Source organism: Paenibacillus sp. PSB04 (genome assembly GCF_025809195.1).
In the GTDB taxonomy this organism is placed as follows: Bacteria; Bacillota; Bacilli; order Paenibacillales; family Paenibacillaceae; genus Paenibacillus_AQ; species Paenibacillus_AQ favisporus.
In genome coordinates, this window is the sequence record NZ_CP081301.1 from 3,970,496 (window position 1) to 3,993,572 (window position 23,077).

Sequence of the window (23,077 nt, forward strand, 5' to 3'; positions counted from 1 at the left end):
TTTTTGCTATGATGATTATCGTAAGAATTGACAGGAGGAGTGACTATGGCAAGACCCGTAGTGGCAATCGTGGGCAGGCCTAATGTGGGGAAATCCACCATTTTTAACCGTTTGGTCGGGGACAGGCTGGCCATTGTAGAAGATAAGCCGGGCGTGACGCGTGACCGGATTTACAGCGTTGCCGAATGGAACGGCAAACCTTTCAGTGTCATTGACACGGGAGGTATTGAAATTGACGGTGACGATGTCATATTGAAATCGATCCGTATGCAGGCTGAGCTTGCTATCGAAGAAGCCGACGTCATCGTCTTTATGTGCGATGCCAAGAGCGGCGTAACCCAATCTGATGAAGAAGTAGCCCAGATGCTTTTCCGGTCCGGAAAACCGATCGTGCTGGCCGTAAACAAAGTGGACAATTTGCAGCGCAATGACGACATTTACGAGTTTTACAGCCTCGGTTTTGGGGACCCGATTGCGATATCCGGCAGTCACGGAACCGGGATCGGCGATCTTCTGGACGCTATTGTAGATATTTTGCCAGACCTGACGGATGACGAGTACGATGAGGACGTGATTCGGGTTGCATTGATCGGACGGCCGAATGTCGGCAAATCGTCGCTCGTGAATGCGATCCTTGGCGAAGAACGCGTCATTGTCAGCGATATTGCGGGCACGACCCGGGATGCCATTGACACTCCGTTTGAGCGGGACGGGCAGCGTTACGTGCTGATCGATACCGCCGGTATGCGCAAACGCGGAAAAGTATACGAAACGACCGAGAAGTACAGCGTTATGCGGGCGATGCGCGCCATCGAAAGAGCGGATGTGGTGCTTGTCGTCATTAACGGCGAAGAAGGGATCATCGACCAGGATAAGCATATTGCTGGTTACGCTTACGAGGCCGGCAAAGCTTCTCTTTTTGTCGTCAATAAATGGGACGCCGTCGAGAAGGATGACAAGACGATGCACCAGTTTGAGAAAAAGATCCGCGATCACTTTCTGTTTATGACCTATGCGCCGATTCTGTTTCTGTCCGCCAAAACGAAGCAGCGGCTCCACAAGCTTCTGCCGGTCGTTCAGCATGTCGCCGAGCAGCATTCGCTGCGGGTGCAGACGCATCTCTTGAATGACGTCGTATCCGACGCCGTGGCGATTAATCCGCCTCCGACGGACAAGGGGCGCCGTCTGCGTATCAACTATGCGACGCAGGTTGCGGTCAAGCCGCCGACGATGGTCATCTTCGTGAACGATCCGGAACTGATGCACTTCTCTTACGAGCGTTATTTGGAGAACAAGATCCGGTCTGCTTTTGATTTTGAAGGAACGCCTATACGCATCTTTACTCGGCGCAAATCGGATGAAAGTTAGGGGAGAATAGCTTGGTTCTACAGATCATCGCCATTATACTGAGTTACTTGCTCGGTTCCATCAGCTTCAGCGTCGTCCTTGCCAAGCTTCTGAAAGGGATCGACATCCGCCAGCACGGCAGCGGTAATGCGGGAGCGACGAATACGCTGCGCATACTGGGGAAGGGACCGGCCGTTCTGGTCCTGGCGCTGGACGTCCTCAAAGGAATCGCGGCGGTCTGGATCGGCGTGTGGATGGGCGGAGGCGAGGCATGGGTTCCCGCATTATGCGGCATCGGTGCGATCGTCGGGCATAACTGGCCGGTGTATTTTCACTTCCGCGGGGGCAAAGGCATCGCGACGACCATTGGCGTCATGGCGACACTGAGCTTTCTGCCAGCACTGTATGCCGGCATTATCGCCATTCTGCTGATCGTGGTTACACGGTACGTGTCGCTGGGATCGCTGGTGTTCGTGGCGCTTACGCCTGTGTTTTTGCTCATTTTGGGTTATGCCTGGCCGATTTTTTGGACCAGTCTCATTATTTGTTTATTTGCCTTCTGGAGACATCGGAGCAATATTGTGAAAATTCTTCAGGGCCGGGAAAACAAAATCGGATCCGGAGGGCCCAAAGGGGGTAAAGGGATTGTCAAATAAAGTGGCTGTATTGGTCGCGGGCAGCTGGGGAACGGCTTTGGCCAGCGTGCTGGCTGCAAACCATCCGGAGGTGGTGCTGTGGAGCCGAAATCCGGATCAGGTCAAGGAAATCAATGAGCAGCATACCAACAACCGCTATCTGCCGGACGCTCAGCTGCCGGTCAATCTGAAAGCGACAAGCGACATGGGGGAAGCGGTGTCGGGGGCGAAGGCCGTAGTTATCGTTGCCCCATCCAAAGCGATGCGGCAGGTGGCGCGGGACTTAAGCGCTCATTGGCAGAAGGATATGCTCGTGATCCATGCGACGAAAGGTTTTGAGACCGAAACGTTGAAGCGGATGTCTACGGTCATCGCTGAAGAGCTGGGCTGCGAAGAGGGAAGAATCGTAGTCATGTCCGGTCCAAGCCATGCAGAGGAGGTCGTCAAGCGGTGCCCGACCACGGTTGTGGTCGCATCACTGACTGAGAGCGAGGCGGTCGCCGCGCAGGACTTGTTTATGAATTCGGACTTCCGCGTATACACCAACCGGGATATGGTCGGGGTGGAACTCGCGGGAGCGCTGAAGAACATCATTGCCCTCGGCGCGGGCATGTCGGATGGACTTGGCTTCGGGGACAACGCAAAAGCGGCGCTGCTGACGCGCGGTTTGGCTGAAATCACCCGGATCGGCGTGGAAATGGGAGCGAACCCGCTCACGTTCTCCGGCCTTGCGGGCGTCGGTGACCTGGTGGCCACGGCAACGAGCAGGCACAGCCGGAACTGGCGGGCAGGCTTCATGCTCGGTCAAGGCAAAAACCTCGATGAGGTGCTGGATTCGATGGGCATGGTGGTGGAAGGTGTCCGGACGACCCAAGCGGCGCATGACATCTCGAAAAAATACGGCGTACAGATGCCGATAGCCGATCAGCTGTACCACGTGCTCTTTTTGAACCGGAATCCGCGCATTGCCGTCGAGGCGCTCATGGGCCGGGACCCGAAGACCGAAATGGAGACGATGAAGCTGGAAACGTGGGAGCAGTGGCACCGTTAATGCTTATTCACCTTTTTCCGCACTTCCTCATATATTAGGGTTGAGGAATGCCGGAGGAGGGGAGAAGACATTGAGCAAAAACATTTCTAGGGATGCGCTGAAGGCGATCAATAAGAAAACGGGCAAAAACATCTCTGAAAGTGCCGTCAAAAAACTGGCCAGCACGGTTAAGCCGTCGACCATGCAAAACGAGGCCCAGCTCCGTCAGCTGATTAAACAAGTATCCGCGATGGCCAACGTTCCCGTCAGCGAGGAAACCATCAAGGATATCATCAGCGCCGTGAAGAAAAGCGGGATGAATCCTGAGAACATGGAAGCGTTGATGAAAATGATGATGAAGAAATAATCATATAGGTCAGACGAAAAAAGAGCATGAAGTCTTTGGAGCCGGAGGCTGCAGGGCTTTTCGCTCTTTTTTTATATGTGTCAAATCGTCTCTGCTGTTCCGATGAGAGGAAGAAGTACGGGGACTGCTGACCGAGCTTTACTTTGTGGGGGCATTTTGCGAAATTGGACAAGTTTCGTGTTATAATACGGTTAATGATGGAACAGATTGGAGAGTTTTAGCGTATGGATCCAATGACAAAAATGTGGGTATCCCTGATCGCCATCTTGATTATGGGGCTATCCGTCTTTCTCATTACCTTCGCCCGAACCAAAACAAAGGGGGTTCTTCGGGGAGCCCTCTCTTTGGTCGCATTTGTCATTATGGTGGTCGGATTTTTGGGCGGCATGGCAGCATTAATGTAGCAAAGGAACGGTGGATAACGAACATGGAAGCAGCATTACAGCTAATTGGAAGAACAATCGAGAAAACCGTCGTGCCTGAACCGGGCAAAAGCATCCTTCAGCATGCGAAGGACAACAAAGTGGACTGGCAGCACCTCTGCACCCGCGGTACCTGTGCCCGCTGCCGCTGTCTGATTTCCGAGGGGGCGGAGCACCTGGAGGAACCGACGAAAGCGGAACATCTTCGCCTCGACCCGGAAGAGTTTGACGAGGGCTATCGTCTAGGGTGCCAAGCCGTGGTCAAGACGGCGGGAAAAATCGTAGCCAGAAACAAAACGTATTTTTAAATGGACCGGAAGATTGGAGTGTGTGCCGTGCAGATCCCAGCCGAATTACAGCAAGCGCTGCATGACGCCTCTCATGCGCTGTCGCAAACCTCATCCTGCTGGTTAATTGGCGGAAGCTGCGGGCTTTTGCTGCAGGACGTGTATTTGGATAAACCGCCACGCGATATCGACATCTACGCCGATTCGGCCTCCGTATCGGAGCTTCATCATGCCCTCGCAGGGCGGGCGGTGGATCAGCCGGTCCTGAGCGTTACGGATCAATACCGGTCCGTGTTAAGCCATTATAAGTGGAGCCGGTACACGCTGGAACTGGTGGGAGGGTTCGAAGTTCAGGCGGAGGGTTCGCATTATAAGGTTGAAATTAACCGGAGGCTGGCCCCTGCGGGCGTTCATGCGAAACTACACTCAATACGGATTCCGCTGATGCCGCTCAGCCATGAGCTGCTGTTTAATGTGCTTCGGAACCGGGAGGACCGGTACACGGCGATTGCCGCTGCCATGCGGGCAGATTTGCAGGCCCATTTACCGCTTCTTGAGGATCTGCTCACGGATAATGCGTTCCAATCCGAGCACATCCAAATCATTTCCCAACTGCTCCATACCGAGTCGTTAGTACGATTTGCGGTAAACGGGCGGGATTCAGGCTATGCTGGGCGGGAACGCCAATGAACCATAAAGTTACGTTCCAGCCGTCAGGCAAAAGCGTTCTCGTCCGCGAAGGCATATCGCTGCTCCATGCGGCCAGGGATGCAGGTGTATACATACCCACGCGATGCGGGGGCAAAATGGGCTGTTTGATGTGCAAAGTTCAGGTTGACGCCGGCAGCGCCGCACAGCTCACCCCTCCCGCCGAGGCGGAGAAGCGCAAGCTCGGCTCCCTGATCCGCAGCGGTACCAGGCTGTCTTGTCAAGCCAGAGTGCGCGGGGCAGTGACGGTGACAGTCCCGGAAGACAAACTGAAGGCGGCGGTCCGCAAGCAGCTGGAAGCAGCAAGGAACCGTGACAGGGAGGACGACCTGTGGTAGCGGCGGGCAGGACAAACACGTTACAGGCTGCTTGATGTATCAATCGGCTTTACTATATGCAAAGGGTGATATTTGTTGATGACATCGGCTTTGACCAACAAGATGATGAAGGGAGCCCGGAAGGCGGCAACGGCTGTCATGGTGCTGCTGTTGATCATGACCGCCACAGCCTGCATGTATCCGGATCAGAAGAGCGGTGAGACGAGGGTATCCTACCGTGAAAGCGTGAAGCGCATCCAGTCCGCGCTGGACGATTTTCAAAAGGATCAGGGGATCCTGCCGATCATCAATGCGGATGAGACGACGCCGCGCTTTGAGAAGTTCCGTATCGACCTGGACCAGCTCCAAAAGCGGGGCTACTTGGACGATATCCCGACGACGGCCTTTGAGAAAGGCGGAAGCGCATACTTTCTAGTACAGAACGAGGAGACCGACCCGACCGTTAAGGTCATGGATCTCGTCACGGTGCAAAAGGTCAACGACGTGCAGCGGGCGGTCGATTTGTATAAGTCCAAGCATGATGGGCAGCTGCCGGCCGGGGAAGAAATATATCCCGGGATCCATACCGTTGACCCGGATCTGGCCGGCACAAACAATGTTGAGCTGAAGAGCGTATATTCGGGTCAGGACATGAGCTTTATTATGGATGCCAAGGGCGTGGTGTACGCGGATTATGCGTTTGATATTATGCAGCTGATTGACAAGGAAGGCGTGAAGCCTTCCAAAGACGAGGATTTACGAGATTACCTGATCAAGTCTTCCGATTATGTACCGGTGAAGTCGCTGCCGTACGAGTGGTCAGGGGATGCGCCAGTCGCCAAATCGGTGCCAGGGGCGTGAAGCTGAACATACAGATTGGAAGAGAAAGGCCTGCTGAATACAGCAGGTCTTTTTTTATGCGTATTGCGATGTTTTTCGGGATTCCCGCTAGCAAAACAACATCAACAAGCGGATGAGCGGCTGTGCGCAGGTTGTTATGTTGTGCTGCATGCTTCATATACATATTTATTTCTGCCCCGGCATATATCTGAGAGGGATGACGAGGGGCATGCGAACGACGCAGGGATTATATGAATTTTATTCCGAATACCCGTCATATTGTTTTTAATAGGTACATACTATGATACTAGTCCAAATGCCTACGGAGTAACGCCGCTTTGCCGTTTCCCATCCTACCTGACTACCGGCGGCGGACTACTGACGACATTGTAAGGCTCAAATCCGTTGCAATGGCTCGAGGCTCCAGATGGAACACGAAGCGGATGCTCTTAAAGCATTTTTCCTTCGGAGTAAATGAGGAGGGGATCTCTTTTGGAAAAAGTGGACATTTTTAAAGACATTGCCGAACGAACTGGCGGGGACATTTACCTGGGTGTCGTCGGCGCCGTCCGCACAGGAAAGTCAACATTTATTAAACGGTTTATGGAAACAATCGTACTGCCGAACATTGCAAGCGAAGCAGACCGCGCCAGAGCGGTCGATGAGCTCCCGCAGAGCGCTGCCGGGAAGACGATTATGACCACCGAGCCGAAGTTTGTACCGAACAATGCGGTGCAGCTGAAGGTCACCGAAGGTCTGGAAGTGAACGTCCGCCTCGTGGACTGCGTAGGCTACGCGGTGGAAGGCGCCAAAGGCTATGAGGATGAAAACGGTCCGCGCATGATATCGACGCCATGGTTCGAGGAGCCGATCCCGTTCCAGGAGGCTGCCGAAATCGGGACGCGGAAAGTGATTCAGGAGCACTCCACGCTGGGCGTTGTGGTGACCACGGACGGCACGATTGCCGAGATTCCGCGCCACTCCTATGTGGAAGCCGAAGAACGCGTCGTCGCCGAGCTGAAGGAAGTCGGCAAGCCGTTTGTGCTGGTCATCAACTCCACGAAGCCGCGGAGCGAAGAAACGCTGCAGCTGCGCAATGAGCTCGCCGAGAAATACGACATTCCGGTCATGGCGCTCAGTGCGGCCACAATGACGGAGGATGACGTCACCGGCGTCCTGCGCGAAGTGCTGTACGAATTCCCGGTACACGAAGTCAACGTCAACCTGCCTAGCTGGGTTATGGTGCTGAACGAGAAGCACTGGCTGCGCAGCAACTATGAAAATTCCGTACGCGATACGGTCAAGGATATCCGCCGTTTGCGCGACGTGGACCGGGTGGTTACCCAGTTCATGGACTACGACTTCATCAACCGCGCGGCGCTCAGCGGCATGAATATGGGCCAAGGGGTAGCCGAGATCGACCTGTTCGCTCCGGATGAACTGTACGATCAAATCCTGATGGAAGTGGTCGGCGTGGAAATCCGCGGCAAGGACCACCTGCTGCAGCTGATGCAGGAATTCTCGCATGCCAAGCGGGAGTACGACCGGTTCGCCGAGGCGCTGGAGATGGTCAAGACGACCGGTTACGGCATCGCCGCTCCGTCGCTGGCCGAAATGTCGCTCGATGAGCCGGAGCTGATCCGCCAAGGATCCCGTTTCGGGGTTCGCTTGAAGGCGACAGCACCTTCGATCCATATGATCCGCGTCGACGTCGAGTCGGAATTCTCGCCGATCATCGGTACGGAGAAACAGTCCGAGGAACTCGTGCGCTACCTCATCCAGGACTTCGAAAACGATCCGATCAAGATCTGGGATTCAGACATTTTCGGCAGATCGCTGCACTCTATCGTACGGGAAGGCATTCAAGGCAAGATCGCCATGATGCCGGATAATGCGAGATATAAACTGCAGGAGACGCTCGGACGCATTATCAATGAAGGCTCTGGCGGATTGATCGCGATTATATTGTAACCCATCAGCGTGAAGTAAAAACCGTAGGCAGGCGCCCGCTTGCTTGCGGTTTTTTTGTGCTTGAATGCAGAAATGGATACCTCTTGATAGTAATTCCTGTTTTATACATAAAAATAAGCAAATGGCTGCTCGGAGCCGAGTTAAGGGACCGTTATTCCAGGTTTTTTATGAAAAAAAGGAAGTATTTATACAAACTCTTAAAAACCTATTTACATACTTGGATATAGGCTTTATATTAGTGTATAACATTTTAACATAGTGAAGCTTTTAAGGGGGAAGAGAGAAATGCGTTTAAGAGGTAAAAAAAGGGGTTTCGTGTTGGCATCCATCCTGCTGGTGCTGTCGATGGTGATGAGCGCCTGCGGTCATAACGCGCCGCCGGCATCGGACTCGGGGAGTGCATCCGGTGCAAATGCGGACAAGCCTCTGGCGGGCAAACGAGTTGCGCTTATCATGGAGTTTAACACAGGTACGTTTTCCCAGCAATACGTTCAAGGGGTAACCGAAGAAGTGGAGAAATTTGGCGGAAAGCTGACGAAGTTCGTGGCCGCCAACGATAAAGCAAAAATGGCGTCTCTGCTGGATTCGGCCATCACGCAGCATTTTGACTTGATTCTGACCGACCACGGTGATTCGCTCCTCGAACCTGGCCTGCGCAAGGCGGTGGAGCAGAAGATCCCTGTCGTTGTCTTCGACGCTGACGTGAACGTTCCCGGCGCGACCGTGCTCTCTCAGGACGACCAGAAGATGGCCGACCTGACGCTGCAGCAGATGAAGGAGGACATCGGGGGCAAGGGCAACATCGTCAAAGTATGGGTGGCCGGATTCGCACCGATGGAACGGCGCCAAATCTCTTACGCGAAATTTATGAAAGAGAATCCGGATATCAAGGAAATCGCCACGTTCGGCACCGCGAATAACCCGGCACTGGACACGCAGACCCAGATGGAAGCGATTCTGAAGCAGTATCCGAAGGGGCAGATTTCGGCCGTATGGGCTGCTTGGGACGAGTTCGCCAAAGGGGCGGCGCGCGCCATCCAGCAGGCCGGACGCGATGAAATCAAGGTGTACGGTATCGATATGAGTGACGAGGACCTGCAAATGATTCAGGATCCTAGCAACCCGTGGGTCGCTTCCGCCGCTGTCGATCCAAAGGATATCGGACGCATCCAGGTCCGTTATGGCTACCAGAAGCTGCATGGGGATCAAACCGAGGACAAGGTCGTTCTGAATCCGGTGTACGTTTCCCGCGACGCGCTTCCTAAGGAGCAAATTTCCACCACCGAGCTGTCCCAATACGTAGACGGCTGGGGTGCCAGCAAGCAAGGGCTTGAGGACTGGATGAACGAGTACAGCAAGTAACAAAAGATCCGGTCAAACCATGCAAATGCAAGTCTTGGGGTGGTGCTGAGGCGCTGCCCTTTTTCAGGAATAGGGGCTAAGCTGCACTCCACTTTGTGGGGTTAATTATTTCGGGGCTCCCCGCAAAGTACCTGAATAATATTCGAAGCTTCACTCCACTTTGTGGGGTTATTATTTTGGGGCTCCCCGCAAAGTACTTGAACAACATCGCAGCAGATCATCACTTTGTGGGGCTCATTATTGAAGGAGGAATGCCGTGTGACATCATCATTTCAGCTGGAAATGAGCGGAATCGGCAAACAATTTGGCGGCGTTCCTGCGCTGCATGCGGTGGATTTTACGGTTCGAGGAGGCCAGATTCATGCGCTGCTCGGTGCCAACGGAGCCGGTAAGAGCACGTTGATGAAGATTCTGTCGGGCGCTTATCAGCCGGACAGCGGACGCATTGCGGCAAACGGCACGGAGCTGCACATCACCTCTCCGGCCACGGCCAAGCAGCACGGCATTCACTGCGTGTATCAGGAGGTCGATTCGGCCCTCGTCCCGCAGCTGAGCGTCGCCGAGAACGTCATGCTGGACGCCTTGTCTTCGGGCCAAGGTAGCATGTGGGTCAATTACCGGTCTATGGACAAACAGGTCAAGGCGATTTTATCCAGGCTGGATGACAGTATAGACATTCATAAAAAGGTGTACGAGCTGTCGCTTGCGCAAAAACAGATTGTCCTGCTGGCCCGCATTTTGTCACAGGACGCCAAGGTGATTATTTTCGACGAGCCGACCGCTCCGCTGAGCGACAGCGAATGCGAGGCTTTTTTCCGGATGATGCACTCGCTGAAGGACGCCGGTGTGGCGTGCATTTTTATTACACACCGCCTGCCGGAAGTGCTGGAGCACAGTGATATGGTTACCGTGATGCGTGACGGAAGGAAGGTTTACACCGGCCGGACACAGGAAATCACCGGGGAAGGCATAATCGGGCACATGCTCGGCAAAACGTTTGAAGAAGAGTTTCCGAAAAAGGATACCGTGATCGGGGACGTGCTCCTTCAGGCCGAAGGCGTCAAGCGCGGACACAAGGTGCGGGGCGCGGATCTTGAGGTCCGCCGCGGTGAAATTGTAGCTGTAGTCGGCCTGGTAGGCGCCGGCAAAACCGAACTGGCCCGGATCCTGAGCGGTGCGGATCAGCCGGACGAAGGCAGCATCCATCTGAAAGGAAAGAAGCTGTCGCTTAAGCAGCCGGCGGACGCGGTATCTGCGGGAATCGTCTCCATCCCGGAGGAGCGCCGGAAAGAGGGGATCTTTATCCACGAATCGGTGGATTTAAACCTGTCCATACCGGTGCTGAACCAAGTCAGCAGGCTGGGGTTCATCTCGCGGAAGAAGGAGAAGGCTTTATCCGCCAAAATGGTCGGCGCCCTTGGGGTCAAGGCCGCCTCCGGCAGCCAACTGGTCAAGTTCCTGAGCGGCGGCAACCAGCAGAAGCTGGCGATCGGCAAATGGCTGGACAGCGGGGCGGAAGTTTTTATTTTTGACGAACCGACCAAAGGGGTCGATATCGGCGCGAAAAGCGATATATTCCGCATCATCGGAGATTTGGCGGATGCCGGCAAGGGCATTTTGTATTTTACCTGCGAATTGGCAGAAGGACTGGGAATCGGCGACCGGATCGCCGTCATGAGCGGCGGAACCATCAGCAAAGTATTTGCTCGGGGAGAAGCGACGCAAGCCCAGCTCCTATATTATGCGAGCGGAGGCTTGGAGGAAGACCATGAAGGATAAACTGTTAAACTTGGCGTTCCGGTACGGGGCGGTTGTCGTTATCATCGGGGTTATTGCATTTTTTTCGTTCAGACTGCCTTATTTCTTCACGTACGGGAACCTGACCGACATTCTGGGCTCGATCACGATCGTGACCTTTGTGGCGATTGGGGTGACCTTGTCGCTGGTCGTGGACGGCTTTGACCTGTCAGTAGGCTCAACCGTGTCGCTGACCACCGTAGGCGCAGCGTCGCTGATGATATGGTATGAGCAGCCGCTGTGGGTCGTCATCATCGTGCCGCTCATCCTGGGTGCCGTCATCGGGCTCGTTAACGCATTCCTGATCGTCAAGCTGCGGATTCCGGATCTTCTGGCGACCCTTGCTGTGATGTACATCGTTGGCGGGATTCACAAAACGTATGCTGCGGGTTATACGATTTACAACCATATGGAATTCCCGGACGGCACCAAAGCCCCCGGCGAGATGAGCGCCGCCTTTCTGCAGCTTGGACAGGGCAAATGGTTCGGCATTCCGATTTCGGCCGTCCTCCTCATTATCGCTGTGGCGCTTGTGCATATTTTCCTGACGCGGACCAAATACGGCCGTCAAATGTACGTCACGGGCGGTAATGAGGAAGCAGCGCGCCTGTCAGGGATCAAGGTGAAAAGGGTGCGTACGCTGGCGTACGTCGCTTCCGGCGTGTTCGCCGCGATCGGAGGGATTATTTACGCCTCCCGGGTCGGATCCGGTCAAATCGACGCGGGATCGCCGCTCTTGATGGAATCCGTGGCGGCCGTGTTCGTCGGTTTTTCGGTCTTCGGCGCCGGCAAGCCCAACGTGATCGGCACGTTTATCGGGTCGGTATTGATCGGGGTACTGGTTAACGGATTGACCATGATGAATTTGCAGTATTTTACACATGATATCGTCAAAGGGATCGTTCTTGTCCTCGCTCTTGCCGTCACTTTTTACGTTTTAAACCGCTCGCGAACGTAAAACTCTTGAAATTCTGCGGTTGCTGTATTACTATAAGTTTGTTCCGCGCCTGCGGCTGAATACGGTCTATATGGCGATTCTATCTGTAAATCTCACAGATGAACGTATATTTTACGGCAAAACGGAAAGATTGATAACATCGATTTATTATTTTGGGAGGTGAAATGATAGTGAACAAGTCCGAACTGATTTCCCAAGTAGCTGAAACGACAGAACTGTCCAAGAAGGATGCGACGAAAGCGGTTGACGCTGTATTCGAATCCATCGCACAGGCTCTGCAAAACGGGGACAAAGTCCAACTCGTTGGATTTGGTAACTTTGAAGTGCGCGAGCGTTCCGCACGTAAAGGCCGCAACCCGCAAACCGGTGAAGAAATCGAAATCCCTTCGAGCAAAATTCCGGCTTTCAAGCCTGGTAAAGCGCTCAAAGACGGAATTAAATAAGATTTCTACATATTCCATACGCAAGAAGAGGACCGTGACGCTCGTTCACGGCCTTTTCTTTTCTGTAGGGCTGACATCTCCTTCAAGAGGATTGCCGTTGACATCCTTTTCCGAATAGGCGATCAGGATGACGGGAGAACCCGTCAGCTGGCTCAGCTGCTGCTCATATTCGCGAAGCTTGGAAACTTGCCCTTCCCGCAGGGGCGCCGGTTCATATTGCATGTTCTCAACTCCTTGGACTTTATTACATTGGGTAGTATAGCCAGAGGATTTTAAAATAATTATACGCTGTGTGTAAGGCTCGCTGAAAAAAGGAGGATACACTCATGGAAAATAAAGGGAATACGGGGAACAGCGATTTTATCGTGATCAAGGCGAAGGATCAAGGGGTGCAGGTCATTGGACTGACCCGAGGCCAGGATACCCGGTTTCATCACACGGAGAAGCTGGACAAAGGCGAAGTGCTGATCGCCCAGTTTACGGACCATACCTCCGCCATTAAAATCCGCGGCAAAGCCGAAGTGTGGACGAAACACGGAAGTCTCGAAAGCGACAGCTAATAGCAGGGAGCTCAAAAAAACAGCTCTTGAATGCAAATTAGCTGCTGGTCAGGGGATGGCAAATTACCTTAAGCGCAATCTGTACAAACGCAGGCATAGCCTGCTTTTTTTCGTTGTAGAATGAGGTATGGACAGCACGTGTCCGGACGAAACTAAGGGATACTATGACGATGGGAGGGCTGTACTTGAAACGATTTTTCATTCCTGGCCTGGTGCTTGCCGTTACGCTGGGCTCGGTCCTCATCCTGCCTGCGCTGTATCATGCGGAGCACACATTTGCCCGGGAAAGCCGGGCTTTGGCCGCGTTTCATCCCCAATCGGGCTGGACGCTCGACAATGCGAATATCGTGGATGCGCTGGACAGCCTTCCCCTGACGCTGCCGATCCGCAAGGTGGAGTGGGAATCCCACGTGCTGACGGTTGACCTGAAGGTGGCCACACCGGAGGTGTCCGTGTCTGAAATCTATTCGAATATCGCCGAGATCCTCACATTTAGCTTTGACGGCACTTCCAATGTCGACCAGATTCTCCTTCGGCTCGTCGCAGAAGATAAATGGCTCGGCACACGGCATCTGCTGCTTGCTGCCGATGTCCGGCGGACGGAGTGGAGTCCGGAGCTGAAACAGGCGCTTGGTGAAGCGGGAGAAGGCCCGCTTGCGGACGACATCAAAGCCCGATTCCACCTCACCGAAACGAAACTGTGGAGAGACCGGTTCGATCCGCAGGAAAACGGGTAAAAAGAAGTAAGCATACTGTGCGTGGTCTGACAAGTTGTGCTATAATAAAAAAGATTGTGAACAAAAGTTCTTGCTCGCAACAGACGACATAGAAGTGAGAAAGTTATAGGCTCGGAGGCTGACGATGAAACCGTACCGCATACCCCAACTAGCAAAGAAATATGTCGATTACGACATGATCCAAACCCATACGGAGCTGCCGCCCTATCCGGATGCCCGTGTTCATCTTCTATATATTTTTCTGAACCAGGGAAGCCGCAAGCCTTCCGTGCATACAGAGCTGCTGGCGCTTGTCACGTCGCTCGTTCAGATGGGTATTGACACGCATGAAACGATCGACACCATCCAGGGCAAACAGAACGAGGGAGAAATGCGTTCCCGTCAGCTTAAAGTGCTCGCGGGAGACTATTTCAGCAGCCGGTTCTATCAGCTTCTGTCCCAGAAGGGGCAAATCGAGGCCGTATCTATGCTGAGCGCGGCCATTTGCGATGTGAATATTTTGAAAATGAATCTGTACGGCAAAATGAAAAGCCTTCTCCTGTCAGCGGAGGAATACTTACGGCAACGGGTACAGCTGAATATGCAGCTGTTTCTTTCTTTTACCCCTTTTCTGGATGACTCGTTAAAGGAACTATGGAAATCGCTTCTCCGCGGCTTCAGCGAATGCGAAACGGTCGTCCGTGAAATGCAGTTGAGCTCAGGCTCGGAGCCATTCTTGTACAGCTATTCGTTCTGGCACATCCTGGATGTGGCTTCGGATGAAGACAAGCTCGCCTTGAAGGAAAACCGGGTTGAGCCGAAAGACTGGAAGAAGATGCTGCTTAAGTATAAGGCCGGAGAACATTTGGCGGATAAGCTGCAGCAGGCGGTGAACAGCGTGCAGTCCATCCTGAAAATGGTTAAGGGAGACGGAATGTTCCGGGAGATCGGACAGGTGCTTGACCCGTTCCTTCGTCAGCTTAACACACCGGGATCCGCAGTAGGGGAGGGATTGGCGAGAGGATGAATACCAGCATGAGTGAACGGGACACGAAGACGGAAAACAAATACTCACATGTCCAATCCGTTTTTGAGAGCATTGCACCGAAGTACGATGTGATGAACGATATTATAAGCTTTCGCAGGCACAAGGCTTGGCGGAAGTTCACGATGAAGAAAATGGCGATGAAACCCGGAGATACGGCGGTTGATCTGTGCTGCGGGACTTGCGACTGGACGTTGAGCATGGCGGAAGCCAGCGGCACGGGGCAGATGGTCGGCCTCGATTTCAGCCCAAACATGCTGAAGGTCGGCATGGACAAAATCAAGGCGAGACACCTCGAGGATCAGATTACGCTGGTTCAGGGGGATGCCATGAATTTGCCGTTTGAGGATAACCGTTTTGACTACGCCACCATCGGCTTTGGTCTGCGGAACGTGCCTGACCTGGTGCAGGTGCTGAAAGAAATGCAGAGGGTCGTCAAGCCTGGGGGCATGGTTGTATGCCTGGAGGTGTCCAAGCCGACGTGGCAGCCTTTCAAAGGAATTTATTATTCTTATTTCAAGTATATACTGCCTGGACTCGGAAAGGTATTGGCCAAAAGATATGAGCAGTACAAATGGCTGCCGGAATCGTTGGCTCTTTTCCCGGGAAGAGAGGAACTGGCAAGCATTTTCCGCAGCATCGGTCTTCAGAATGTCGAAGCCTATCCCCTAACTGGCGGCGTCGCAGCATTACATATTGGGATCAAGGAGAATCGGCATGTTTAAGAAAATCGGCATTTTTCTAGAAATGATCAAAATTGAGCACACATTATTTGCGTTACCTTTTGCGTTTATGGGCGCGATCCTCGGATCGGTCGTCGTAAACGGTCACCTTCCATCATGGGCCCAGATCGGCTGGGTCCTGTTAGCTATGTTCGGGGCCAGGAGCGCGGCCTTCGGCCTGAACCGGATGATCGATCAGGTGATCGACAAGAAAAATCCGCGGACGGCGAACCGGGCCATTCCGGCAGGGCTGCTGAAGAGCGCGGAAGTGATCCTGTTTACGGTCGTTTGCTTCCTGCTTCTGCTGTGGGCGGCCTATGAGCTGTCTCCGCTGGCGCTCAAACTGCTTCCGATCGCCGTGTTTTTTCTCGTCATTTATTCCTACACGAAACGGTTTACCTGGCTGTGCCATATCGTGCTCGGCTTAACGATCGCGCTGGCCCCGCTCGGCGGCTGGGTGGCTGTGACCAACGAAATCGACTGGCCGTCCATCGTGCTATACTTCTCGGTCGCTTTCTGGACCGCCGGCTTTGATATCATTTATGCGATCCAGGATATCGATTTTGACCGGAAGGAAGGCTTGTACTCCATTCCGGCGCGCTTTGGCGTCCGCAAGTCGCTGCTCATCGCACGGTATTTTCATTTCATTACCGCAATCGGATTCGTTATCCTGTTCTTTACGACCGAGCTGAGCTGGTGGTATTTTGCCGGAATGCTGATCGCCTATATTATTCTCTTCTACGAGCATTTTATTTTGTCCCCGAATGACATGAGCAAGCTGCAGGTCGCCTTCTTTACGATGAACAGCGTCCTCAGCATTCTCGTATTCGTATTCACCCTGATTGATTTGGTGGTGCAGTACTTGTGACGCAGACGGAGAACAAGAGAAGAAGCTGGGTCGTCGGGATTACCGGCGCCAGCGGTTCGGTGTATGGGGTTCGGTTAACGGAGGTTCTGCTAAAGCAGGGCTATGACGTACACATCGTCGTCTCAAATGCAGGCTGGCGGGTGCTTGGCGAGGAGCTCGGCTGGAAAACAGCTCAAAGGGAGCTTGTGCTAAGCGAAAAATTCGGCGGCCATCCGGGCAGCGTCTATTACCATCCGGTGGCGGATATCGGAGCAACGATTGCCAGCGGCTCCTATAAGGTGGAGGGCATGGTGATTGCGCCGTGCTCGATGGGGACACTGTCCGCTGTAGCTAACGGATCGTCCGACAATTTGATGACCCGCGCTGCAGACGTCATGCTGAAAGAAGGCAGGCCGCTGATTTTGGTGCCCCGTGAGACGCCGCTACATGCCATTCACCTGGAAAATATGCTGAAGCTCGCCAGGCTCGGAGTGAAGATGATTCCGGCGATGCCGGCTTTTTACTTTCATCCCCGGACGATCGAAGATTTGATCGATTTCCAGGTGGGAAAGGTGCTTGACATGATGCGGATCGAGCATGAGCTGTTCAGGCGTTGGGACGGCGGGCTGGCCGGACAGGCCAAAGCTGCAGAGTCCGGTACCAAAGAATAGACAGTCCTCCAAACCCATTCGTGCAGCACGAATTGTATGCTATGATTTAAATAAGATGAAAATGAATGGAAGAACGCCAGTGCTCTTTGTTTCTGCTATGCGGGCCATGCTCAAGCCGATGATTTGAACATGAACGGACAGGGAAATGCGGAGTAACATTACGCTGATACGGGTGAAGGAATGAAGAGATTAGACATATTCGGCTTACTGAAAAAAGATATGAATCAAATCGAACAAGAGCTCTTTCGCAGCATTGAGGGCGATCACGAGCTGCTGAACGAGACGTCCATGCACCTGCTGAAGGCAGGCGGCAAGCGGCTGCGCCCGGTGTTTGTGCTGATGGGCGGCAAGTTCGGCAGCTATGACCTGGACAAGCTGAAGCATGTGGCCGTTCCCCTGGAGCTGATCCACATGGCTTCCTTGGTGCACGACGACGTCATTGACGACGCCGAGACGCGCCGCGGTCAATTGACCGTCAAGTCCAAGTGGGATAATAAAATCGCGATGTATACGGGGGACTATATATACGCCCGGGCGCTGCTGCTGGCCACCAAGCTGGAGAACCCGAAGATTCATCAAATCCTCTCCAAAGCGATGGTCGAGATGTCCATCGGGGAAATGGAGCAAATCCGGGACTTCTTCAATACGGAACAGAGCATCCGTCGTTACCTTCTCCGTATCCGGCGCAAAACCGCCCTTCTGATCGCGATCAGCTGCCAGCTGGGAGCCGTAGCGGCTGACGCGGAGCCGAAGGTAGGCAACCTGCTCTACCGCTACGGCTACAACGTAGGGATGGCATTCCAGATTCAGGACGATCTCCTGGATCTGTGCGGAACGGAGAAACAAATCGGCAAACCGCCTGGAAGCGATATCCGGCAGGGCAACATTACGCTGCCTGTGCTGTATGCCCTGGAGGACGAAGCGGTTCGGGAACCTCTGCTGAAGGAGATCGCCGTCATCCGGGAACAGAACGGGGAATGCGACGTTTCCGCAGCGGTTTCGCTCATCAAATCCAGCACGGGAATCGCCCGGGCGGAGGAGCTGGCTACCCGTTATATCAACAAGGCGCTGGAGGCGCTCGACCGGCTTCCGAACCAGCGGACGAAGAAAAATTTGCGCGATATCGCCCATTTTGTGACCAAACGTTCGTATTGATACTTCCGCTGATCCGACTTTCTGTTTACAATACAAATCATAACTATGTACAACATTCGCAATGACTTGAGGAAATGGAGAGTGAGTTTATGCAGCGAACTTTTTTAATGATCAAGCCTGATGGAGTGCAGCGTGGTTTAATCGGTAAAATTATCGGCAGATTGGAAGACAAAGGTTTCAAAATGGTGGCCGGCAAGCTGGTGCAGGTGTCGGACGAGCAGGCCAAGCGTCATTACGCGGAGCATGAGGGCAAGGACTTTTATGACAATCTGGTAAAGTTCATCACGTCCGGCCCTGTGTTCGCCATGGTATGGGAAGGGGATAACATTATTCAATTGTCCCGCATTCTGATGGGCAAAACAGAAGTCACGGAGGCTCTGCCGGGCACCATCCGCGGGGACTACGCTTCCCATACGCCCCATAATCTGATTCACGGCTCGGATTCACCGGAGAGCAGCGCACGCGAAATCGCCAATTTCTTCGAAGCGCATGAACTGGTGGATTACGACCGCAGCATTACGCCGTGGATGTAAAGCCTGTTTTATATAATAGCGGCGCGTCGGAAGAGCCAGGGACGCCCGACCCGGATTACATAGGGTTTATCCAGAATATTAAGCGAAGCACGGGAATCGACCTTTCGGACTATAAGGAAGCCCAAATGAAGCGGCGGCTGACGACGCTCAGGGTAAAGAACGGATACAGCAGTTTTGCGGAATTTTTCGAGGCGCTGCAAAAGGATAAGCGCTTGTTTCATGAGTTTCTGGACCGGATGACGATCAACGTCTCAGAATTTTGGCGCAACCCGAACCGCTGGGAAGTGCTGCGCGATGTGATCCTTCCGGAGCTGACCGCAGGTGCGCGATCCAGGCTTAAGGTGTGGAGCGCCGCATGTTCCACGGGCGAGGAGCCCTATACGCTGGCCATGATTTTGGACGGCAAAGGGCTGCTGCAGACGAGTACGCTGGTCGCCACCGATATCGATGAGGGCGCGCTGGCCAAAGCGAAACAGGGCTTGTACCTCGAGCGTTCGCTGAAGGACGTGCCGAAGGAAGTCGCGGCCCGGTATTTTTCCCAGGAAGGTCCGATGTACAAGTTCAGCGAAGGGCTCAAGGCAAACGTCCAATTCCGTAAGCAGAATCTGCTGACCGACACGTTTGAGCAGAATCATGATCTGATCGTCTGCCGGAATGTAATGATTTATTTTACTGAAGAAGCCAAAACCAAGCTTTACCATAAATTTGCCGCTGCCCTGCGTCCCGGGGGATATCTTTTTGTGGGGAGCACCGAGCAAATTTTTACGCCCGGCCAGTACGGCCTCGAGCCGACCGAAACCTTTTTTTACCGGAAAAAGGCCGACGCTTAAGGTGTCAAGGTATATTCAAACCTTCTCTTTGCGATACTACGATTATATTACGGCATCAGACAAAGCGGAGGTTTGCACATCATGGACAAACGAAAGGTAATTACCGCGTATCAGCGCGGGTTTATTACCATTCAGGAATGCGGACAGATTCTGGGCATTGAGAGCGTCCAGCTGAGCCGCCTGGTACAGGATTCCCTGGAAGGTCAGAAGAATACACAGCGAAGCAGTCAGCCGGTCAGCCGGTAGGCAGGCGGAAGCTGGCGCTAATAAGCACCGCTCTTTCACTAGGAAAGGGGGTGCTTTTTTGTGTTTGGTAACGGGGCTATTCTTTCGGGTGCCCCCATGCAAAGGACTGAAGTTGTTAACGAACGAACAGCTGGCCTTGATCGTGGGATTTCAATATAACGGGCTAATATGAACCAAGCTACTCCTTGATCCATCTTCAATACAGCCGAAGTGTTTTCCCTAGCTTTTAGCACATTGTATATAGCTGTAGGGGTTTCTTGTCAAAGCGTGGCACCTATACTATAATGGCAAAAGATATCTGCGGATTTTAGCCAGTTAATGTTTAACAGTTTAAAGGGGGAAAGCACCATGAGTATACGCTACTTAACGGCGGGAGAGACGCACGGACCTCAACTCACGGCCATTATCGAAGGATTACCGAGCCAGTTGAAACTGGACTTTGAAGCCATCAATTTTCAGCTTGCACGCAGACAGAAGGGGCATGGACGCGGGCGCCGCATGCAAATCGAGAAGGATACGGCGAATATTGTAGGCGGTGTCCGGCACGGTTATACGACGGGAGCGCCCGTTGCCCTCGTGGTCGAGAACAAGGACTGGGCGAGCTGGAGCAGCATCATGAACGTGGAGCCGATCGAAGGGTCGGATGAAGAGAAACGCCGCGTTCACCGTCCCCGCCCGGGACATGCCGACCTGAACGGCGGCCTGAAATACAACCATAAAGACCTGCGGAACGTGCTGGAGCGCTCCAGTGCGCGCGAGACGGCGGCACGCGTTGCCTGCGGGGCGATCGCCCGCCAGTTTCTCGAAGCTTTCGGCATCAAAATTGCCGGTCAGGTGATCCGGATCGGCGAGATTGAAGCGCCGGCCAACAACCTGAGCGTCGACGAACTGATCGAACGCACCGAGGCTTCTTCGGTTCGGGTGGTGGATCCTGAGACGGAAGCGAAGATGGAAGCCTACATCGATGAAATCAAGAAAGAAGGCGATTCCATCGGGGGGATCGTGGAGTGCGTCGTTGAGGGCGTACCGGTCGGTCTCGGAAGTTATGTGCAGTACGACCGCAAGCTGGACGGACGGATCGCTCAGGCGGTCATGTCGATCAACGCGTTCAAAGGCGTCGAGATCGGCATCGGGTTTGAGGCCGGCGTGCTGCGCGGATCCCAGGTTCACGACGAGATCCTGTACGTGGAAGGCAAGGGATATACCCGGGCCAGCAACCGCCTGGGCGGCTTTGAGGGCGGCATGACCAACGGCATGCCAGTTGTCGTCCGGGGCGTGATGAAGCCGATCCCGACGCTGTACAAACCGCTGCAGACCGTGGATATTGACACGAAAGAGCCGTACACCGCTCAGGTAGAGCGTTCGGACGCCTGCGCCGTTCCGGCGGCGAGCGTGGTGATGGAGCATGTGGTCGCATGGGAAATCGCCAAGGCGTTCCTGGAGAAGTTCGGCGGCGATTCCATGGACGAAATCAAAGCCAACTATGAAAATTACCTTGCCCAAGTGGAGAGGTACTAATGATGAGAACCGTACAAGTGGAGCTTGGCGACCGTTCGTATCCGATCTATATTGGCCCGGGCCTTCTTCCCGAAACGGGAAGTTATCTGGAGAAGCATGGGCTGACCAAGAAAAGCACGCATCTGATCGTCACGGATGAGCAGGTTGCGGCCCGCCATCTGGACACCCTCAAACAAAGTCTGGAAAGCAGGGGATATACAGCGGTCGTCTCGATCGTCAAATCGGGGGAAACGTCCAAGTCCCTCACGGTGTATGAAGAAGTGATGACAACGGCCATCCAGGGCGGTCTGGATCGCAGCTCGGCTGTTCTGGCACTCGGCGGAGGCGTAGTCGGAGACCTTGCCGGCTTCGTGGCTGCTACATATATGCGCGGCGTCAAGTTCGTGCAGATTCCGACCACGATTCTGGCGCATGACAGCAGTGTCGGCGGGAAGGTAGCCGTCAACCACCGGCTCGCCAAAAACATGATCGGCGCCTTCCATCAACCCGAGCTGGTGCTATACGACATGGATACGCTGCAGACGCTCCCGGCACGCGAAGTATCCGCCGGTCTTGCCGAGATGGTCAAGCACGGTCTGATCCGGGATGCGGAGTTTGCCGGCTGGTGCCGCGACCACGCGTCTGAGCTGCTGTCCCTGGACCGGGAGGCGCTGGCGTACGGATTGGAACGCGGCTGCTCCATCAAGGCCGATGTCGTATCGGCCGATGAACGCGAGGGCGGCCTGCGCGCCATTTTGAATCTGGGCCATACGATTGGCCATGCGATTGAAGCGGTTGGGGGCTATGGGGAATTTTTGCACGGTGAGGCGATTTCCATCGGGATGGCGGGCTCAGCAATGCTGGCTGTCAAACTAGGACGCGATGCCTCCATCTATCCGGAAACGGTGTCCATGCTGAAGGCACTGAAACTTCCGGTCGTACTGCCGGAGCACTTGTCCACGGATGAGCTGATCGAGGCGATGAAGCATGACAAGAAATTTACGGAAGGCACCATGGTGTTTATCGTCCCGGATCGGATCGGGGAGGTCAGCATTGTGAAAGACATTCCGGAGGCTCTGGTCCGCGAAGTGATCGAAGAGCTGAGAAGAAAGGAGCCTGAGCATGTATAACCGGGGAATACGGGGAGCAACAACAGTAACCCGCAACGACGAACAGGAAATTCTGGATGAAACCCTTCGTTTGATGAAGGAAATTGCCGACCGCAACGAGATCAATCCGGAAGACATTTGCAGCATCTGGATTACGCTGACCCAAGATCTGGATGCAACGTTTCCGGCCAAAGCGATCCGCCAGCTGGAAGGCTGGGAGCTTGTACCGCTGATGTGTTCGATGGAGGTGCCTGTCAAGGGAAGCCTGCCGCGCTGCATCCGTCTTATGGTGACGGTCAATACCGAGAAGGGCCAGGCAGAGATCAACCACGTCTACCTGAATGAAGCGAAGAAGCTGCGCCCGGATTTGGCCGCACCCAAAGCCTGATTTGAAAAACATGGTTGCCATAACAGGGAATGTTCCTGTATAGTGTAGGTAGTTGAGATGAGTAGAGTTTAGATGAGATGAGTTAAGTATAGAAGAGCAGAGTCCATAAGGTTGCACATATATTTCGTCAACATGTCCGTGCTGAGGCAGTCAAGGCGTTTCCTTGTATTAGGGAACGGGTGAATGCTGATGCGGTTCATGCTGTCGGACTCTTTCATATACTTATTGAAATCCAAACCTCTACTCCGTAGAGGTTTTTTTGTTGCTTTCGAGT

At 53.8% G+C, this 23,077-nt stretch carries 28 protein-coding genes; 27 read left to right on the forward strand and 1 reads right to left on the reverse strand.

Features of this window, described 5'->3' with window-relative positions; translation table 11 throughout:
• Positions 1-45: 45 nt before the first annotated feature.
• The 14 genes from der to K2F33_RS18465 all read left to right on the forward strand — a co-directional run bounded on the left by der (position 46) and on the right by K2F33_RS18465 (position 12,484).
• Positions 46-1,368, forward strand: coding sequence for a ribosome biogenesis GTPase Der (der, locus tag K2F33_RS18400; RefSeq protein ID WP_089548060.1), 1,323 nt, complete (start codon positions 46-48; stop codon positions 1,366-1,368).
• Between the two features lie 11 nt (positions 1,369-1,379).
• On the forward strand, positions 1,380-2,003 hold the full coding sequence (gene plsY, locus K2F33_RS18405; RefSeq protein ID WP_076170081.1) for a glycerol-3-phosphate 1-O-acyltransferase PlsY: 624 nt from the start codon (positions 1,380-1,382) through the stop codon (positions 2,001-2,003).
• The gene (locus K2F33_RS18410; RefSeq protein ID WP_263878216.1) at positions 1,993-3,033 is read left to right on the forward strand and encodes an NAD(P)H-dependent glycerol-3-phosphate dehydrogenase; all 1,041 of its coding nucleotides are present in this window, start codon (positions 1,993-1,995) and stop codon (positions 3,031-3,033) included. The genes plsY and K2F33_RS18410 overlap by 11 nt, the downstream gene beginning before the upstream one ends.
• 70 nt (positions 3,034-3,103) lie before the next feature.
• Positions 3,104-3,379 carry a stage VI sporulation protein F gene (locus K2F33_RS18415; protein ID WP_076170083.1) on the forward strand — a complete coding sequence of 92 codons (276 nt, stop codon included), beginning with the start codon at positions 3,104-3,106 and terminating at the stop codon, positions 3,377-3,379.
• Between the two features lie 224 nt (positions 3,380-3,603).
• The gene (locus tag K2F33_RS18420) at positions 3,604-3,783 is read left to right on the forward strand and encodes a DUF2768 family protein (protein ID WP_076170084.1); all 180 of its coding nucleotides are present in this window, start codon (positions 3,604-3,606) and stop codon (positions 3,781-3,783) included.
• A gap of 23 nt (positions 3,784-3,806) precedes the next feature.
• Complete coding sequence (locus K2F33_RS18425; protein WP_089548059.1) at positions 3,807-4,109, forward strand: 2Fe-2S iron-sulfur cluster-binding protein; 303 nt, start codon at positions 3,807-3,809, stop codon at positions 4,107-4,109.
• A gap of 27 nt (positions 4,110-4,136) precedes the next feature.
• Positions 4,137-4,778 (forward strand): hypothetical protein, encoded by a 642-nt coding sequence (locus K2F33_RS18430; RefSeq protein WP_263878217.1) that lies wholly within the window; start codon positions 4,137-4,139, stop codon positions 4,776-4,778.
• Positions 4,775-5,134 (forward strand): 2Fe-2S iron-sulfur cluster-binding protein, encoded by a 360-nt coding sequence (locus K2F33_RS18435; protein ID WP_163879338.1) that lies wholly within the window; start codon positions 4,775-4,777, stop codon positions 5,132-5,134. The genes K2F33_RS18430 and K2F33_RS18435 overlap by 4 nt, the downstream gene beginning before the upstream one ends.
• A 78-nt stretch (positions 5,135-5,212) precedes the next feature.
• A complete protein-coding gene (locus tag K2F33_RS18440) occupies positions 5,213-5,974 on the forward strand; it encodes a DUF3939 domain-containing protein (RefSeq protein ID WP_244867185.1) in 762 nt (253 codons plus the stop codon).
• Between the two features lie 471 nt (positions 5,975-6,445).
• Positions 6,446-7,924 (forward strand): stage IV sporulation protein A, encoded by a 1,479-nt coding sequence (gene spoIVA, locus K2F33_RS18445; protein WP_076170087.1) that lies wholly within the window; start codon positions 6,446-6,448, stop codon positions 7,922-7,924.
• A 285-nt stretch (positions 7,925-8,209) separates the two neighbouring features.
• Complete coding sequence (locus K2F33_RS18450) at positions 8,210-9,286, forward strand: sugar ABC transporter substrate-binding protein (RefSeq protein WP_263878218.1); 1,077 nt, start codon at positions 8,210-8,212, stop codon at positions 9,284-9,286.
• Positions 9,287-9,568: 282 nt separating this feature from the next.
• Positions 9,569-11,065, forward strand: coding sequence for a sugar ABC transporter ATP-binding protein (locus K2F33_RS18455; RefSeq protein ID WP_263882388.1), 1,497 nt, complete (start codon positions 9,569-9,571; stop codon positions 11,063-11,065).
• On the forward strand, positions 11,055-12,041 hold the full coding sequence (locus tag K2F33_RS18460; protein WP_105444680.1) for an ABC transporter permease: 987 nt from the start codon (positions 11,055-11,057) through the stop codon (positions 12,039-12,041). The genes K2F33_RS18455 and K2F33_RS18460 overlap by 11 nt, the downstream gene beginning before the upstream one ends.
• 170 nt (positions 12,042-12,211) lie before the next feature.
• Positions 12,212-12,484: an HU family DNA-binding protein gene (locus tag K2F33_RS18465; RefSeq protein WP_076170090.1), complete on the forward strand. Its 273-nt coding sequence runs from the start codon at positions 12,212-12,214 to the stop codon at positions 12,482-12,484.
• 45 nt (positions 12,485-12,529) lie between these two features.
• Here the strand turns inward: K2F33_RS18465 and K2F33_RS18470 are convergent, their stop codons facing one another.
• Positions 12,530-12,706 carry a hypothetical protein gene (locus K2F33_RS18470; protein ID WP_163879334.1) on the reverse strand — a complete coding sequence of 59 codons (177 nt, stop codon included), beginning with the start codon at positions 12,704-12,706 and terminating at the stop codon, positions 12,530-12,532.
• Positions 12,707-12,810: 104 nt separating this feature from the next.
• Here K2F33_RS18470 and mtrB point away from each other — a divergent pair, with 104 nt between their 5' ends.
• From mtrB to aroH, 13 genes are all read left to right on the forward strand, one after another.
• A complete protein-coding gene (gene mtrB, locus K2F33_RS18475; protein ID WP_076170091.1) occupies positions 12,811-13,044 on the forward strand; it encodes a trp RNA-binding attenuation protein MtrB in 234 nt (77 codons plus the stop codon).
• Between the two features lie 185 nt (positions 13,045-13,229).
• Positions 13,230-13,781, forward strand: coding sequence for a hypothetical protein (locus K2F33_RS18480; protein WP_263878219.1), 552 nt, complete (start codon positions 13,230-13,232; stop codon positions 13,779-13,781).
• Positions 13,782-13,905: 124 nt separating this feature from the next.
• Positions 13,906-14,787 carry a heptaprenyl diphosphate synthase component 1 gene (locus K2F33_RS18485; RefSeq protein WP_163879330.1) on the forward strand — a complete coding sequence of 294 codons (882 nt, stop codon included), beginning with the start codon at positions 13,906-13,908 and terminating at the stop codon, positions 14,785-14,787.
• A gap of 8 nt (positions 14,788-14,795) precedes the next feature.
• Positions 14,796-15,530, forward strand: a complete 735-nt coding sequence (locus K2F33_RS18490; RefSeq protein WP_076170190.1) for a demethylmenaquinone methyltransferase — start codon at positions 14,796-14,798, stop codon at positions 15,528-15,530.
• Positions 15,523-16,395, forward strand: a complete 873-nt coding sequence (locus K2F33_RS18495; protein ID WP_163879328.1) for a UbiA-like polyprenyltransferase — start codon at positions 15,523-15,525, stop codon at positions 16,393-16,395. The genes K2F33_RS18490 and K2F33_RS18495 overlap by 8 nt, the downstream gene beginning before the upstream one ends.
• Positions 16,392-17,045, forward strand: coding sequence for a UbiX family flavin prenyltransferase (locus tag K2F33_RS18500; RefSeq protein WP_163879326.1), 654 nt, complete (start codon positions 16,392-16,394; stop codon positions 17,043-17,045). Before K2F33_RS18495 ends, K2F33_RS18500 begins: the two co-directional genes overlap by 4 nt.
• 180 nt (positions 17,046-17,225) lie before the next feature.
• Positions 17,226-18,200: a polyprenyl synthetase family protein gene (locus K2F33_RS18505; RefSeq protein WP_089548051.1), complete on the forward strand. Its 975-nt coding sequence runs from the start codon at positions 17,226-17,228 to the stop codon at positions 18,198-18,200.
• Positions 18,201-18,289: 89 nt separating this feature from the next.
• Complete coding sequence (ndk, locus tag K2F33_RS18510) at positions 18,290-18,733, forward strand: nucleoside-diphosphate kinase (RefSeq protein WP_076170097.1); 444 nt, start codon at positions 18,290-18,292, stop codon at positions 18,731-18,733.
• Positions 18,724-19,563: a CheR family methyltransferase gene (locus tag K2F33_RS18515; RefSeq protein WP_276614188.1), complete on the forward strand. Its 840-nt coding sequence runs from the start codon at positions 18,724-18,726 to the stop codon at positions 19,561-19,563. Before ndk ends, K2F33_RS18515 begins: the two co-directional genes overlap by 10 nt.
• An 81-nt stretch (positions 19,564-19,644) precedes the next feature.
• Positions 19,645-19,809 (forward strand): hypothetical protein, encoded by a 165-nt coding sequence (locus K2F33_RS18520; RefSeq protein ID WP_163879324.1) that lies wholly within the window; start codon positions 19,645-19,647, stop codon positions 19,807-19,809.
• Positions 19,810-20,157: 348 nt separating this feature from the next.
• Positions 20,158-21,327, forward strand: coding sequence for a chorismate synthase (gene aroC, locus K2F33_RS18525; protein ID WP_116229695.1), 1,170 nt, complete (start codon positions 20,158-20,160; stop codon positions 21,325-21,327).
• A 2-nt stretch (positions 21,328-21,329) separates the two neighbouring features.
• Positions 21,330-22,436: a 3-dehydroquinate synthase gene (aroB, locus tag K2F33_RS18530; RefSeq protein ID WP_263882389.1), complete on the forward strand. Its 1,107-nt coding sequence runs from the start codon at positions 21,330-21,332 to the stop codon at positions 22,434-22,436.
• A complete protein-coding gene (aroH, locus tag K2F33_RS18535; protein ID WP_145131987.1) occupies positions 22,429-22,803 on the forward strand; it encodes a chorismate mutase in 375 nt (124 codons plus the stop codon). The genes aroB and aroH overlap by 8 nt, the downstream gene beginning before the upstream one ends.
• The last annotated feature ends 274 nt before the right edge of the window (positions 22,804-23,077 follow it).

Bases quoted from the DNA above. Each gene is read 5' to 3' on its own strand.
- der (WP_089548060.1), top strand. From the start codon at position 46: ATGGCAAGACCCGTAGTGGCAATCGTGGGCAGGCCTAATGTGGGGAAA.
- K2F33_RS18420 (WP_076170084.1), top strand. From the start codon at position 3,604: ATGGATCCAATGACAAAAATGTGGGTATCCCTGATCGCCATCTTGATT.
- K2F33_RS18425 (WP_089548059.1), top strand. From the start codon at position 3,807: ATGGAAGCAGCATTACAGCTAATTGGAAGAACAATCGAGAAAACCGTC.
- K2F33_RS18435 (WP_163879338.1), top strand. From the start codon at position 4,775: ATGAACCATAAAGTTACGTTCCAGCCGTCAGGCAAAAGCGTTCTCGTC.
- K2F33_RS18440 (WP_244867185.1), top strand. From the start codon at position 5,213: ATGACATCGGCTTTGACCAACAAGATGATGAAGGGAGCCCGGAAGGCG.
- K2F33_RS18450 (WP_263878218.1), top strand. From the start codon at position 8,210: ATGCGTTTAAGAGGTAAAAAAAGGGGTTTCGTGTTGGCATCCATCCTG.
- K2F33_RS18455 (WP_263882388.1), top strand. From the start codon at position 9,569: ATGAGCGGAATCGGCAAACAATTTGGCGGCGTTCCTGCGCTGCATGCG.
- K2F33_RS18460 (WP_105444680.1), top strand. From the start codon at position 11,055: ATGAAGGATAAACTGTTAAACTTGGCGTTCCGGTACGGGGCGGTTGTC.
- K2F33_RS18470 (WP_163879334.1), bottom strand. From the start codon at position 12,706: ATGCAATATGAACCGGCGCCCCTGCGGGAAGGGCAAGTTTCCAAGCTT.
- mtrB (WP_076170091.1), top strand. From the start codon at position 12,811: ATGGAAAATAAAGGGAATACGGGGAACAGCGATTTTATCGTGATCAAG.
- K2F33_RS18485 (WP_163879330.1), top strand. From the start codon at position 13,906: ATGAAACCGTACCGCATACCCCAACTAGCAAAGAAATATGTCGATTAC.
- K2F33_RS18490 (WP_076170190.1), top strand. From the start codon at position 14,796: ATGAGTGAACGGGACACGAAGACGGAAAACAAATACTCACATGTCCAA.
- K2F33_RS18495 (WP_163879328.1), top strand. From the start codon at position 15,523: ATGTTTAAGAAAATCGGCATTTTTCTAGAAATGATCAAAATTGAGCAC.
- K2F33_RS18505 (WP_089548051.1), top strand. From the start codon at position 17,226: ATGAAGAGATTAGACATATTCGGCTTACTGAAAAAAGATATGAATCAA.
- ndk (WP_076170097.1), top strand. From the start codon at position 18,290: ATGCAGCGAACTTTTTTAATGATCAAGCCTGATGGAGTGCAGCGTGGT.
- K2F33_RS18520 (WP_163879324.1), top strand. From the start codon at position 19,645: ATGGACAAACGAAAGGTAATTACCGCGTATCAGCGCGGGTTTATTACC.
- aroC (WP_116229695.1), top strand. From the start codon at position 20,158: ATGAGTATACGCTACTTAACGGCGGGAGAGACGCACGGACCTCAACTC.
- aroB (WP_263882389.1), top strand. From the start codon at position 21,330: ATGAGAACCGTACAAGTGGAGCTTGGCGACCGTTCGTATCCGATCTAT.
- aroH (WP_145131987.1), top strand. From the start codon at position 22,429: ATGTATAACCGGGGAATACGGGGAGCAACAACAGTAACCCGCAACGAC.